At 38.1% G+C, this 14307-nt stretch carries 12 protein-coding genes; 1 reads left to right on the top strand and 11 read right to left on the bottom strand.

Annotation, left to right across the window (positions count from 1 at the left end):
• Positions 1 to 63 precede the first annotated feature (63 nt).
• From ACKTSC_RS05035 to ACKTSC_RS05020, 4 genes are all read right to left on the bottom strand, one after another.
• Positions 64 to 846, bottom strand: a complete 783-nt coding sequence (locus tag ACKTSC_RS05035; protein WP_332580635.1) for an ABC transporter ATP-binding protein — start codon at positions 844 to 846, stop codon at positions 64 to 66.
• A gap of 4 nt (positions 847 to 850) precedes the next feature.
• Entirely contained in the window at positions 851 to 1729 is an 879-nt protein-coding gene (locus ACKTSC_RS05030) for an ABC transporter permease (RefSeq protein WP_332580634.1), read from the bottom strand.
• Positions 1730 to 1733: 4 nt separating this feature from the next.
• The gene (gene trpX / locus ACKTSC_RS05025; RefSeq protein ID WP_332580633.1) at positions 1734 to 2747 is read right to left on the bottom strand and encodes a tryptophan ABC transporter substrate-binding protein; all 1014 of its coding nucleotides are present in this window, start codon (positions 2745 to 2747) and stop codon (positions 1734 to 1736) included.
• 358 nt (positions 2748 to 3105) lie between these two features.
• Positions 3106 to 3666 carry a hypothetical protein gene (locus ACKTSC_RS05020; RefSeq protein WP_407857013.1) on the bottom strand — a complete coding sequence of 187 codons (561 nt, stop codon included), beginning with the start codon at positions 3664 to 3666 and terminating at the stop codon, positions 3106 to 3108.
• Positions 3667 to 4102: 436 nt separating this feature from the next.
• Between ACKTSC_RS05020 and efbA the strand changes: the two genes are divergently transcribed.
• A complete protein-coding gene (efbA, locus tag ACKTSC_RS05015) occupies positions 4103 to 5806 on the top strand; it encodes a fibronectin-binding protein EfbA (RefSeq protein WP_407857012.1) in 1704 nt (567 codons plus the stop codon).
• Here the strand turns inward: efbA and ACKTSC_RS05010 are convergent.
• The 7 genes from ACKTSC_RS05010 to ACKTSC_RS04980 form a co-directional block, all read right to left on the bottom strand.
• Complete coding sequence (locus tag ACKTSC_RS05010) at positions 5803 to 6843, bottom strand: AI-2E family transporter (protein ID WP_407857011.1); 1041 nt, start codon at positions 6841 to 6843, stop codon at positions 5803 to 5805. The two genes, efbA and ACKTSC_RS05010, sit on opposite strands and share 4 nt — an antisense overlap.
• Before the next feature lie 114 nt (positions 6844 to 6957).
• Complete coding sequence (gene pyrE, locus ACKTSC_RS05005) at positions 6958 to 7584, bottom strand: orotate phosphoribosyltransferase (RefSeq protein ID WP_332580629.1); 627 nt, start codon at positions 7582 to 7584, stop codon at positions 6958 to 6960.
• Positions 7585 to 8301, bottom strand: coding sequence for an orotidine-5'-phosphate decarboxylase (gene pyrF, locus ACKTSC_RS05000; protein WP_407857010.1), 717 nt, complete (start codon positions 8299 to 8301; stop codon positions 7585 to 7587).
• The gene (locus ACKTSC_RS04995; RefSeq protein ID WP_407857009.1) at positions 8301 to 9218 is read right to left on the bottom strand and encodes a dihydroorotate dehydrogenase; all 918 of its coding nucleotides are present in this window, start codon (positions 9216 to 9218) and stop codon (positions 8301 to 8303) included. The genes pyrF and ACKTSC_RS04995 overlap by 1 nt, the downstream gene beginning before the upstream one ends.
• Complete coding sequence (locus tag ACKTSC_RS04990) at positions 9218 to 10006, bottom strand: dihydroorotate dehydrogenase electron transfer subunit (protein ID WP_407855803.1); 789 nt, start codon at positions 10004 to 10006, stop codon at positions 9218 to 9220. The genes ACKTSC_RS04995 and ACKTSC_RS04990 overlap by 1 nt, the downstream gene beginning before the upstream one ends.
• 34 nt (positions 10007 to 10040) lie before the next feature.
• Positions 10041 to 13223, bottom strand: a complete 3183-nt coding sequence (gene carB / locus ACKTSC_RS04985; protein WP_407857008.1) for a carbamoyl-phosphate synthase large subunit — start codon at positions 13221 to 13223, stop codon at positions 10041 to 10043.
• Complete coding sequence (locus ACKTSC_RS04980; protein WP_407857007.1) at positions 13224 to 14303, bottom strand: carbamoyl phosphate synthase small subunit; 1080 nt, start codon at positions 14301 to 14303, stop codon at positions 13224 to 13226.
• Positions 14304 to 14307: the final 4 nt, after the last annotated feature.

Here is a 14307-nt window from a genome sequence, read left to right as displayed (position 1 = left end):
CTTAGTATAGGACTCTTTATTTTATAAGTCAATCTATTTTTTTAATTTTTCTGAAAAAAAATTTTATATTACTTCAGCTGCAGTCTCGTTTGTCTCAAAAAGTAGGAATAAATCAGCCAGAGTCATCCGTCGTTTTTCTTCTCCACGAATGTCTCGAATGATCTCGCCTTTTTCCATTACGATTACTCGGTCGCCATAGTGAAGCGCATCTTCCATTTTATGTGTAACCATCAAACAAGTTAAGTTTTCTTCTTTGATTCGCTGATCAGTAAGTTCCATCAATTGTTTCGCTGTTTTGGGATCTAACGCTGCAGTGTGCTCATCTAATAATAATAGATCTGGTTTGGTGATCGTCGCCATCAATAAACTCAATGCTTGACGCTGTCCACCAGATAAAAAACCGGTCGGTGTATCTAAGTGATTTTCTAAGCCGTTTCCAACTTGTTGACAAAGCGCACGATACATGTCTTTTTTTTGATTCAATTGACGTTGTTTCAAGCGGCGCTTTTGACCTCTTTTTTCAGCTAATCCAAGATTCTCAGCAACTGTCAATCTTGGTGCTGTCCCCATCTTCGGATCTTGAAAGACACGAGCAATCGAAGATGCCCGTTGTTCTTCTGAAAGCTTTGTTAAGTCTTTTCCCATCACAGCTACCGTCCCGCTGTCTAATTGGAGATTACCAGAAACACTATTGAAAAGCGTACTTTTTCCAGCGCCGTTTCCTCCAAGCACAGTGACAAATTCTCCTGGAGCAATCGTCAAATCAACATTGTTCAATATTTTTCTCTGATCATTGATTCCATTACGAATTGTCTTATTCGCTTTTTTTACTTCTAACGCATTCATATGATCACTCCTTTTCTAAACCCGTTTTCAAATGTAACGCTTCTTTCAAGCGAGGAATCATTAAGCATAAGGCCAAAATGATCGATGAAAAGATTTTTAGGTAAGTTGTATCTAAACCAACTTTAATGATGACTAAAATCAATAATTGATAAATAATACTTCCTAAGACGATTGCAACCAATCGTTCAGCAAAAGTAACTTCACCATAAAGGACTTCACCAATAATGATCGAAGCTAAACCAATAACGATCACACCGACGCCCTTACCAACATCGGCATACCCATCATTTTGTGCAATCAAAGCTCCGGATAATGCAATCACACCATTTGATAAAGTCAATCCGATGACTTTCATTCGATCTGTATTGATCCCAATTGAACGAGCCATGTTTTCATTATCGCCAGTTGCGATATACGCTTGTCCGAAGTCGGTAAAGAAGAAGAACAACAGTAATGCAATGATGATCACAACAGCTAAAAGTCCTAATAGCACAACATCGTAATAATCCGGTAAATTTAAATTAGTAAAAAAATCTTGAATCTTTGGTTGCTTCAATAACGAAAGGTTTGGTGTCTGCATAATAAACAGCATCACTGAGTTTAAACCTGACATAACTAAAATCCCGGCTAAAATGACAGGAATTTTACCCTTAGTGTAGAGCATTCCAGTAATGAATCCCGCGCACATCCCAGCAACAATTCCTAAAAGTGTGGCAAGTAATGGTGAAACACCATGCGTGATCGCCGTCACGCAGACGGCGCCTCCCAATGGAAAAGATCCTTCAGTTGTCATATCTGGAAAATTTAGAATCCGGTAGGTCATGAAGATCCCTAAACCTAGGATTCCCCATAAAAAACCTTGTCCTATAGCTGAAATTACCATGTTATTACTCTCCTTTAACTACTTCTGCTTTTTCTTTGATCGAGTCTGGAATCGTGATGCCTAATTCTTTGGCTTTTTCTTCATTGATGATCATATCTCCGTAATCAATGACATTCACTGGTGTATCAGCTGGTTTTGCTTTTCCATCTAAAACGTCTGCAGCCATTTTTCCTGTTTCTACACCCAATTTGTATTGGTTTTGTCCGACCGTGGCAATCCCGCCTTCTTTGACCATGTTATCAACTGATACAAAAACGGGTGTTTTTGCTTTATCAGATTCGCTGATCAACGTTTGGAAGGCACTTGCAATCGTGTTGTCTTGTGGGATATATAAGAAATCTGATTCTTGACAAGCTTGTTGAGTCACAGCTGAAAGATCATTACTAGATGAAATGGCAAATTTTTTCACTGCGTATCCTACTGTTTTAGCATTTTGTTCGGCCGTTTCAACTTGTGATTTTGAATTTTCTTCTGAAGATGAATAAACGATACCCATTGTTTTTGCGTTCGGGAACAATTCTTTTGCCATATCGATTTGTTGAGCAACTGGTGTCAAATTATTTACACCTGTTACATTTCCACCGGGATTTTTTAAGTCTTTGACTAACCCAGATCCAACTGGATCACTGATTGCTCCCATGATGATCGGTGTATCCGTTGTTGCATTCGCTAATGCTTTCGCAGCTGGCGTTGCAATTCCGACTAACACATCTGACTTCTTATCTAATAATTGTTGGCTCATACTATTCAATTTGCTTTGATCACCTTGTCCATTTAAAAATTCAATTTTTAGATTGTCGCCTTCTGTATAGCCTTCTTCTTTCAAACCAGCGATTACACCTTTTTTGATTTGATCCAATGATGAGTGGCTGACATATTGTAAAATGCCGACAGTTTTTATTTTTTTATCGTCCGTAGATGATGCTGTCGTTTGACGAGTGCCCATTTGATAGGCAAAAACTCCGATTAATACAATTGCTAAAGCGATGATTGATCCAATAATTCCTTTGTTTTTCATTTTATTTTCCCCCAAATTTTTGTTTTTTTATATACAAAAAGACAACTACCTAAAGTACCACGGTAGTTGTCTAAAAAAACAAAAACCGCATAGATGGTCTCTATGCGGGAATAAGCATAAAAATATACCCAGCATAGATACAAAATTTAGAAGTTGTCTAAACGTTGTATCTATGAGTGAATTCATAAATACAACTTATCTACGCCAGTTTTGCCAGCTATTCAATTGATTGATAGATAAGTTCAAATGTCTCATGAATGTCACTCCTTTTTTGATGTTGAGGTAATTTTAGCTGAAAAAAAATTAAGTGTCAACACTTTTTATTACAGAAAGCTCATTTATTTTTTAACTATTCAGATTATTTATTAAGTTGCCACATTGGCAGCCGATTCAACTCCGGAATAAATTCATGGTTGACGTCATCAAGACTTTCTACCACAAATCGATTTTTTTCTTTACCTTTCTGAAAAAAAATAAATGTGACTTTATTTGGATCAATTTTATATTCCTGTTCAATCTGCTTTTCATCGTAAACGATCGGATAAAAATAAAATTTGCGATTCAACATTGATTTTTGATTCGGATCTTCAAGCAGTGAAAGAACTTTTTCATAAGAAGTCCCCATTGGTTGACTGAACATGATCGAAACTGCATTTGTCGATTGTATTTTTGTATCAAGTTCTTGATAATTCAATGGCAATAAATAGTCTGATTTTACTGAATCGAATACCAACTCATTCAATTGATCTTGCCGAATTGTTTTTTGTGCAAAGACAACCGAAGCAGAAAAAAGCAAAACTAAAAAAACGAAGCTGCTCAAGATGACAATGGCACGCTGTTTATTTTCTAGCAAGATATCACTAAGATTCTGCCAAAAAACTATTATTTGTTCTTTGATTATCTGTATATATCTTTGCATTGTCATCCCTCCTTCTTATCATTATATTATTTTTATTTTAGAAGCGCTATCTATATAGACTATATTCTATTTTATTTTTATAATTATTATTCAACTGTTTTTTTATCCAATTGTCAGCGTTTCATTTTAATGCAATTTTAATACAGATAATTCTTTTAGGGTGGAGAAAATGAGCAGTACTGAACGTGTTTCTAGAAAAAGAATCACCTAGCAAAACCTTTTATTATCATAGTGGACTTTAGCTTATCTGGTTTCGAAAAATCAACGGTCAACTTAAACGAAGCCCAAGATTGCTAATAGCCAAGGCCGGGTATCAGATCAGTTGAATAATTACAAAGAAAATTTGAATATCTGATTATTTACTAGCGACTCACTTGGTCGCTAGTCTTTTTTTAGGTATAATAGAACTATTATGAATAGAAATGAGGGATAAAAAATGTCCTTTGATGGAATTTTTACCCATGCAATGGTACGAGAACTAAAAGATCAACTCGTTACCGGAAGAATATCTAAGATTCACCAACCTTACGACCATGAAATCGTCTTAGTCATTAGAGCTCGCGGGAAAAACCAACGTTTATTACTATCTGCTCACCCAAGTTATGCCCGGATCCAATTAACAGAAATTGCTTATACCAATCCTGATAATCCGCCGAATTTTGTGATGATGTTGCGAAAACATTTAGAAGGTGCCATTTTAGAAGACATTCATCAAGTAGAAAATGACCGTGTAGTTCACTTCACATTTAGTAAACGGGATGAATTAGGTGATTTGCAAGACATCGTTTTGATCGTTGAGTTAATGGGACGTCATTCGACGATTGTTTTATTGAATCAGCAAACTGGCAAAATTTTAGATGCGATCAAACATGTGGGGCATTCACAAAATACGTATCGTTCGATTTTACCGAGCAGTGAATATATCGAGCCGCCAAAACAATCACAACTTGATCCTTTCAAAGTATCAAAAGAACAATTATTTACTTTGCTGTCAACTGCAGATGTATTAGACGGTCGTTATCTTCAACAACAGTTTCAAGGTTTCGGCAGAGATACTGCTGAAGAATTAGCCGTTCGTTTAACGCAACGTCCAAATGAAAAAATAGCGGTCTGGTCTGCTTTTTTCAGCAGCTTGAAAGAGCAAATAACCCCGACTCTTGGGCTCAAAAATCAAAAAGAATTCTTTGCTCCACTAGCTTTTGAAACCTTTGAGCAATCACAAAAATATGCAACGCTAAGTATGTTATTGGATGCTTTTTATGGCGAAAAGGCCGAAAAAGATCGCGTCAAACAGTTAGGAAATGAACTGATTCGCAAAGTAGATAATGAAATCAAGCGAAACCAAACTAAACTAGCTAAGCGTGAAAAAACACTAAAAGATTCTGAAAACGCGGAAGATTTTCGTCGTGATGGTGAGTTACTAACGACCTTTATGACTCAAGTGCCTCGAGGTGCAACCAGTGTTGAATTGCTAAATTATTATGAAGAAAATGCACCGATCACGATCACTTTAAATCCAGCATTGACACCGAATCAAAATGCCCAGAAATATTTTCAAAAATATCAAAAACTAAAAAATGCTATCAAACTGATCTATGATCAAATTGCGGAAGCTAAAGATGAGATCGCCTATCTCGAATCAATTCTTGCCCAATTAGAAATTGCTGGACCAATGGATATTGAAGTAATCAAAGAAGAACTCGTTGCTAGTGGCTATTTGAAACAAAAACGAGCTAAGAAAAATCGGAAGCACGCACCTTCTAAGCCAGAACGCTTTATAGCAAGTGACGGCACTGAAATCTTAGTCGGTAAAAATAATTTGCAGAATGATCAATTGACTTTGAAACAAGCTCGAAAATCAGATATTTGGCTACATGCTAAAAATATTCCTGGTTCTCATGTGATCATCAAAAATGATCAGCCGACCGAGGAAACCTTGTTAGAAGCAGCTGAATTAGCCGCCTACTTTTCAAAATTTAGACAATCTGCTCAAGTACCGGTCGATTACGTGGCCGTCAAACATATTCACAAACCTAATGGTGCCAAACCAGGATTTGTCATTTATGAAAATCAAAAAACGCTTTTTGTGACACCTGAAGAAGCCGTTATTGAACAATTACGAAAAAACGGAACAGCCTAATCTGGCTGTTCCGTTTTTTTAGCTTTTTTTGTTTTAGCTGTCGTGATCTTGACGCCTAAGATTTCTAAGAAGAAATTAAAGATCGGAATTCCTACGATCAAGCCCCAAACCCCTAAGAATTTTTCACTAAATAATAGAATGACAAAAGTATAAAAAATAGGCAACTTCGTCCGACTCGACATGAATTTGGGATTTAAAATATAGGCTTCGATGCAATGAACGACTACAATCAAGATCAATACATAAGCGACTGTTTGGATGCCACCTGTTGAGTAAGCAATCAATGTCAGCGGGATACAAGAAAAGATCACTCCGGCTACTGGGATCAAACTTAGAAAGAAAATCATGATCGCCAATGTCGGCAACTGGGTAAAGCCGATCAAGCCTAATCCAATTGTTGTTACGACTGTATTCACTAGCGCAATCAATAATTGAACTTCTACTACGACACCAAAAGTTTCAACAAATACTTTGGCATAATAATACACATCTTGAAAGAACCATTTGTACGTGCTATGAAGAAAATTCTCCGAGAATAAAATCGTTTTTTCTTTTTCGATCATAAAGAAAAAACTCAAAATAAACGACATAATGAAGGCAATCGCCAATCGTCCTACATTTTGCAACTGCTCTAAGATGATTCCAGCACCACTTTCAACTTTATCTTGCCAATTATGATTTTTAAAATAATTAGAGATAAAATTGGTGACCAAATCAGAATTAAAATCTTTGTGTTGATAGAAACGCACGATCGAATTATAGGTTGAAAGAACTTGGTCAATCAAAATAGTAGAATATTTCGATATCAATAAATAAAGCAACACTAGTTCAATCAAATATAAAACCGTAGCAATAATAAATGTTGGTGCTTTAATATAGCGTTGAACAAATCTGACAATTTTTACAGAAATCAACGTAAAAATGAATGTCAGTAAAATCGGGATCATAAAATCTTTCACTAAAAATAAAACGAAAATAATTAATACTAATACTGTAAATCTTCGTAATCGTAAATTACTTACAAACTTTTCGTACATTCCGTAGCCTCTTTTCAATATACTCCTAAAAAAATATATAACATTAATTTATTTTTTCAGTTTCTAGTATACCTAAAAAAAGGAATAAAAGAAGCATCAAGCGATGCTTTCCAACTAATTTAACCAGTTTTCTGGATTTTGACGCCATTTTTTCAATAATTCAAGTTGATTCTGATCGATATATTTTTCTGTTAATGCACTTTCGATCAATGTCGAATAATTAGTTAAAGTGATCAGTGGAAGTTCTGCATTTTCAAAATTCGTTTTCCCTTTTGATAATTCATAAGTAAAGATTGCAGCTACACCTAAGACATCCGCGCCTTCACGTTTAGCAGCAGCAACGGCTTCTAAAACACTACCGCCAGTCGAAATCAGATCTTCGATCACAACCATTTTTTGCTCATTTAAAATTCGACCTTCGATCTGATTGCCTCTTCCATGATCTTTTGCTTTACTGCGAATATAGACCATTGGTAAATCTAAAATCTCTGCCACCCATGCAGCGTGAGGAATCCCAGCTGTTGCTGTGCCTGCGATCACTTCCACTTCAGGAAAGGTGGTTTTTATTTTGTCAGCTAAACCTTGAGCGATTTCACGGCGAACTTTTGGATAACTCATCGTTACTCGATTATCGCAATAAATAGGTGATTTTAAGCCGCTTGCCCAAGTAAATGGTTCGTTTGGACTTAGAGTAACAGCTTTGATAGATAATAGGTCTTTAGCGATTTGTTCTGCGATCATTTATATTTCACCGTTCCATTCTTTTTTAATTTTTAAATAGCTTTGGTAAGGATTAGTCGCTTGAGTGATCGGACGGCCTACTATGATATAGTTCGAACCAATTGCTCGTGCTTTTGCAGGTGTCATCACACGTTTTTGATCTCCTGCCGAAGTACCTTCAGGACGAATCCCGGGAGTCAGACAAATAAATTCCGGTTTGGTCACTTGATGAATATCTGCTGCTTCATGAGCAGAACAAACGACACCTTCCAAGCCAGCTTTTTCTGCACATTTTGCATAATGCAAAACACTTTCTTTTAAGCTAACATCGATCAATTGATCCTGGTGCATCTGTTTTTCACTTGTTGAAGTGAGTTGTGTCACAGCAATCAATTTTGGAACAACTTGATTTTGATTTGTTCCTTCTATTAATCCTTGTTGAGCTGCTTCCATCATTTCTATACCACCGGCAGCGTGTACATTAGTGATCGCTACACCTAATTTTGCAATTCCACGCATGGCTTTTTTCACTGTATTCGGAATATCATGTAATTTTAAATCAAGAAAAACATCATGCCCTTGAGCTCGCAGAAAATGAACGATCATTGGCCCTTCTTGATAAAATAATTCCATGCCGATTTTGATAAATAATTTTTCTGCTGTAGGAAATTTTTGTAAAAACTGTTCGATTTCTTCTTTTGTAGAAAAATCAAATGCAATGATAGGTCGTGATTCCATTAACGCGCCTCCCGAACTTCTTTTCTTAATTGTTCTAAAGATTCAATTCCTAGCTCTGCCATTCGAATCGGTAATTCGTCGATTAATTTGGGGCAGATATACGGATCAGTAAAATTAGCTGTTCCAACTGCGACCGCACTTGCACCTGCCATAAACATTTCTAAAACATCATCGACTGTTTGAACGCCGCCCATTCCAATAATCGGCAAGTCACTGATTGCTGATACTTGATTAATCAAACGGATCGCGATTGGTTTGATTGCCGGCCCAGATAATCCTCCCGTACGATTAGCTAAAATTGGCTGTCTGGTTTTCAAATCAATCCGCATACCTAATAAGGTATTAATCATGGTAAAGCCATCGGCACCGCCTCTTTCAATTGCTTTAGCAATTGGTACGATATCCGTAACGTTTGGACTCAATTTTACATATACTGGAACTTTTGCAACTGCTTTTACTTCCTTAGTTAACCGATAAGCTACTTCAGGATCCGTTCCAAAAGCAATCCCGCCATGTTTGACATTCGGACAAGAAATATTTAATTCAATGGCTTTTACGTTTGGCGCATCGCCAATTTTTGCGCATACTTCAACATAGTCTTCTTCACAAGCCCCCGCCACATTGGCAATGATCGGCAACTCTGAATATTTTTCTAAACTAGGCAAAATATCTTCTAGCACAACCTTCATTCCTGGGTTTTGTAAACCGATTGCATTCAGCATTCCGCTGGTTGTCTCAGCGATTCTCGGTGTAGGATTACCAAAGCGTTCTTTAGGTGTCGTCGCTTTGATCATGATCGAGCCTAATTTATTTAAATCATAATAATCGGCATATTCTTTCCCAAAACCAAAACATCCACTCGCGGGCATAATTGGATTTTTCAAATCTAAACCTGGTAATTTCACTGCGATACTCACTAAAAGATAACCTCCCCAGCTTGGAAAACAGGACCGTCTTCACATACTTTGACACTTTGATTTTCAGCTTCAGGTACATGACAAACACATGCATAGCAAGCGCCCATCCCACAAGCCATTCGTGATTCTAATGACAGTTGAACATTATTGACTTCAGTATATAATTGTTCAACTGTTTTTAATAAGCCGTTATTTCCACAAGCAAAAACTGCATCTGGTCGTTTATTTTCGGCTAGCAATAGATTTCCGACGTTTCCTTGTAGTCCAAACGTTCCATCATCCGTTGAAAACCGCGTTTCTGCTAACGCTTCGAATTCCTCTGCATAATAAACGACTTCATTCGTTCCAAACCCTAAGAAATGGATCACATTTACACCATTTTTCTTCAATTCTTTTGACAGTTGATACAAGGGCGGCACACCAATGCCTCCGCCGACGATAAAGGCCGTATCGCCAGCGTTCAATTCACCGATTTCAAAACCATGACCTAACGGACCCATCACATCCAATAAATCTCCCGCTGAAAGTTCTGAGAACACTTTTGTCCCCTCGCCCTCTACACGATAAATGATTGTGCATGTTCCGGCTTTTTGATCATATTGGTTAATACTGATTGGACGCCGCAATAATAAATCATTTCTCGGGACACGAATATGCAAAAATTGTCCTGGCATTTTCATTTCTTTTACTAAATCGCCGGTTAATACCATTTCATATATTCTTGGTGCTAATTCTTTTTGACGAACGATCGTCATTATTTCTTGCTTCATAACGGCCTCCCTATAGATCAACAGAGTGAAGGGTATCTTCACTCTGTTTGATTTAAATTTCTTGAATTGAAAATGCTCGTGATTCCATCACCTGTAAGATAGCGTCTGCAGTATCCAACGATGTAAATAGTGGAACACCATGTTCCACCGCCTCCCGTCGGATAATAAAACCATCTTCTGAGGCATTTTGCCGATTTTTATCCATCGTGTTGATCACAACTTGAGCCTCTCCACTGCGGATAAGATCAATTACGTTGTCCTCATCTGATTCAGAAATTTTGGCGATTCGTTTAGCATTCACTCCGTTAGCTGCTAAAAATTCGGCCGTCCCAGCGGTAGCAATCAGACTATAACCGACTTCTTTAAAACGTTTTGCTAATGCTAAAGCTTCTTCTTTGGTCTCGTCAGCGACAGTCAACAAGACGGCACCAAAGTCTGGAAGATGTAATCCAGCAGCGGCAAATACTTTGTATAAAGCTTTCGCTAAATTCCGATCTGTTCCCATCACTTCCCCAGTTGATTTCATTTCTGGTCCTAAATAAGTATCGACTTTTTGTAATTTCGTAAAACTGAAGACCGGCGCTTTGACATGAACTAAATCACTTTCAGGATACAGCCCATCTTGATAACCTAGTTCTTTTAAACTTTGACCCAAGATAGCTTTTGTCGCGATTTGAGCCATCGGAATATTAGTGATTTTACTCAAGAATGGTACTGTTCGACTCGCTCGCGGATTAACTTCAATTACGAAAACTTCATTATTATGAATGACGAATTGGATGTTCATCATACCGATACAGTTCATTCCTAATGCTAGGCGTCGAGTATAATCTTCGATTGTTGCTTTCAGCTCTTCAGAAAAAGTTTGCGGCGGATATACTGCCATTGAATCTCCTGAGTGGACTCCCGCACGTTCAATATGTTCCATGATTCCAGGAATTAACACTGTTTCGCCGTCACAGATGGCATCGACTTCACATTCTTTTCCGATCAAGTACCGATCGACTAAGACTGGGTGTTCTGGAGAAGCTTTGACAGCATGAGCCATATAATCTTCTAAGTCTGATTGATTTTCAACAATTTCCATCGCGCGCCCACCTAAAACATAACTTGGACGAACTAAGACTGGATAACCAATTCTTTCAGCAATTTTGACTGCTTCTTTGGCACTCGTTGCAGTATCACCTGGTGGTTGAGGAATGTCTAAACTCTTTAATACTTGTTCAAATTGATCTCGATCTTCTGCTCGATCTAAATCTTCAATCGTCGTGCCTAAGATTTTGACTCCATTTTTTACTAATGGATCAGCCAAATTGATCGCTGTCTGCCCGCCAAATTGAACGATCACTCCAATCGGTTGTTCCAATTCTATGACATTCATGACATCCTCAAGCGTTAACGGTTCGAAGTATAATTTATCAGATACTGAAAAGTCAGTAGAGACTGTTTCCGGATTGCTATTCATGATGATTGCTTCATAGCCAGCTGCTTGGATCGCTTTGACCGAGTGGACTGTCGCATAATCGAATTCGACTCCTTGACCGATTCGGATTGGCCCGGATCCCAAAACAAGCACCGATTCTTTTTCACTACGAATACTTTCATTTTCAAATTCGTAGGTACTATAGAAGTACGGTGTTTGTGATTCAAATTCAGCAGCACACGTATCGACCATTTTGTATACTGGAAGAATACGATTTTGCTTTCTAAATTCTCGGATCTCGTCAATCGTTTGATTCCATAATTGAGCGATTTTGATATCGGAAAAGCCATTCTGCTTAGCTTGTTTCAGTAACTCACTATCGTTGATACTTTTTGCTAGCGCTGTTTCTAATTCAACGATGTGTAATAATTTATCTAAGAAAAACAGATCAACTTTTGTCAGTTCGTTGATTTCTTCAATTGAATATCCGCGTCGGATTGCTTCCGTTAGATAGAATAATCGATCATCTTGAGCTTTAACCATTTTTTCCGTTAACGCATCATCGGTTACTTCAGCTAATTCTGGAAGTTCCGCATGATAGGTCCCGATTTCTAATGACCGAACAGCTTTCAATAGTGATTCTTCAATGTTGCGGCCAATCGCCATTACTTCCCCGGTTGCTTTCATTTGTGTTCCTAGCACCCGTTCGCCACTTTCAAATTTATCAAACGGCCAACGTGGAATTTTAGCGACTACATAATCTAGAGCTGGCTCAAATTCAGCATAGGTTGTTTCAGTAACAGGATTTTTCATTTCATCTAATGTTAGTCCAACCGCGATTTTTGCTGCTAGTTTAGCGATTGGATAACCTGTCGCTTTACTTGCTAGTGCCGACGAACGGGATACTCGTGGATTTACTTCGATCACATAATAATTGAAGCTGTGCGGATCTAAGGCAAGCTGGACATTACAACCGCCTTCGATTTTTAGTGCCCGAATAATCGATAAGGATGCATCTCTAAGCATTTGGTATTCGTAATCTGATAATGTTTGACTTGGTGCAAATACGATTGAATCACCTGTGTGCACTCCGACTGGATCAAAATTTTCCATGTTGCAGACAACGATAGCATTGTCTGCAGAGTCGCGCATCACTTCATATTCAATTTCTTTAAAGCCGGCGATTGATCGTTCAATCAAACATTGAGTGGCAGGAGAAAGTTTCAACCCATTCTCTGCAATCGTGCGTAATTCTTCTTCATTGTCGCACATACCACCACCGGTTCCGCCTAATGTGAAAGCTGGTCTTACAATAATTGGATAACCGATTTTATTCGCAAATTCCACTGCTGCTTCTACCGTCGTTACGATTTCTGATTCTGGGATTGGCTGATGAAGTTCCTCCATTAATTGTTTGAATAGATCACGATCTTCTGCTTGGTCGATCGCGGATAATTTTGTTCCGAGCAATTCAATGTTCAATTCAGTTAGAATGCCTGAATCGGCTAATTCCATCGCCATATTCAAACCAGTCTGTCCGCCTAAAGTTGGTAAAATCGCATCCGGTAATTCTTTACGTAAGATCCTTGAAACAAACTCTAAGGTGATTGGTTCGATATAAACAGTGTCGGCGATTTCTTGATCCGTCATAATCGTTGCAGGATTCGAATTAACTAAAACAACTTCATAACCTTCTTCTTTTAACGCTAAGCAAGCTTGTGTGCCGGCGTAATCAAACTCAGCTGCTTGTCCGATCACGATCGGTCCTGATCCGATAACTAGGATTTTCTTTATATCTGTACGTTTTGGCATTTATGCTTGCTCCTTCCATGCATCCATCATTTCCATAAAATCATCAAACAAATGAACCCCATCATGAGGTCCCGGTGCAGCATCAGGATGATACTGTACACTAAAAGCCGGGAAATCTCGATGGCGTACGCCTTCGATCGTTCCATCATTGACTTCAACATGTGTAATCATCAGTTTTTGAGGATCAATTGTTTTTTCATCTACTGCAAAACCATGGTTTTGAGAAGTAAAATCGATTTTTCCTGTCGCGATTTCTCTTACCGGATGATTCAATCCACGATGTCCGAATTTCATTTTATAAGTGTCTGCACCATTCGCTAGGGCGAACAATTGATGGCCTAAACAAATACCAAAGATCGGTACTTTTCCTTGAATTTTTTTGATCATCTCAATGGCTTCAGGCACATCTTTAGGATCGCCAGGCCCATTCGTCAACATCACCCCATCTGGACAAAGATCTAAAATTGTTTGTGCATCAGTGTTATAAGGCATGACCGTCAAGTTGCATTCCCGACGAGAAAGTTCACGTAAAATACTATGTTTTAATCCGAAATCGATCACGACCACATTTCTTCCCACTCCAGGGCTCGGATAAGGTGTAACAGTCGAAACTTGCGCAACTTGATTTGTTGGCAGAACAGTTGCTTTTAACTGGTCAAAAGAATGTTCAAGTTGATCTGCAGGGTCTACGATACTGCCCTTCATCGTGCCAGCATTTCGTAATTTTTTAGTCAAGGCACGAGTGTCGATTCCGGCGATTCCAGGAATTCCTTTACGTTTTAAAAATTCATCTAAAGTCATTTGATTACGCCAATTACTTGCTAGGCGTGCATGTTCTTTGACGATCACTCCTTTACATGTTGGAGCAATCGACTCGTAATCATCTCGATTGATTCCGTAATTTCCAACCATCGGATAAGTAAATGTAATGATTTGTCCATTAAAACTTTGATCCGTGATTGTTTCTTGATAGCCGGTCATACTAGTAGTGAAAACAACTTCTCCCACTACACTCGTTTCCGCACCAAATCCTTCACCTTCAAATATTGTTCCATCTTCTAAAATCAAAAGTCTTTTCAAGCTC

The organism is Enterococcus hailinensis (assembly GCF_045862035.1).
Classification (GTDB): Bacteria; Bacillota; Bacilli; order Lactobacillales; family Enterococcaceae; genus Enterococcus_A; species Enterococcus_A hailinensis.
This window is presented reverse-complemented; position numbering and strand designations above follow the sequence as displayed.

Bases quoted from the DNA above. Each gene is read 5' to 3' on its own strand.
- ACKTSC_RS05035 (WP_332580635.1), bottom strand. From the start codon at position 846: ATGAATGCGTTAGAAGTAAAAAAAGCGAATAAGACAATTCGTAATGGA.
- ACKTSC_RS05030 (WP_332580634.1), bottom strand. From the start codon at position 1,729: ATGGTAATTTCAGCTATAGGACAAGGTTTTTTATGGGGAATCCTAGGT.
- trpX (WP_332580633.1), bottom strand. From the start codon at position 2,747: ATGAAAAACAAAGGAATTATTGGATCAATCATCGCTTTAGCAATTGTA.
- ACKTSC_RS05020 (WP_407857013.1), bottom strand. From the start codon at position 3,666: ATGCAAAGATATATACAGATAATCAAAGAACAAATAATAGTTTTTTGG.
- efbA (WP_407857012.1), top strand. From the start codon at position 4,103: ATGTCCTTTGATGGAATTTTTACCCATGCAATGGTACGAGAACTAAAA.
- ACKTSC_RS05010 (WP_407857011.1), bottom strand. From the start codon at position 6,843: ATGTACGAAAAGTTTGTAAGTAATTTACGATTACGAAGATTTACAGTA.
- pyrE (WP_332580629.1), bottom strand. From the start codon at position 7,584: ATGATCGCAGAACAAATCGCTAAAGACCTATTATCTATCAAAGCTGTT.
- pyrF (WP_407857010.1), bottom strand. From the start codon at position 8,301: ATGGAATCACGACCTATCATTGCATTTGATTTTTCTACAAAAGAAGAA.
- carB (WP_407857008.1), bottom strand. From the start codon at position 13,223: ATGCCAAAACGTACAGATATAAAGAAAATCCTAGTTATCGGATCAGGA.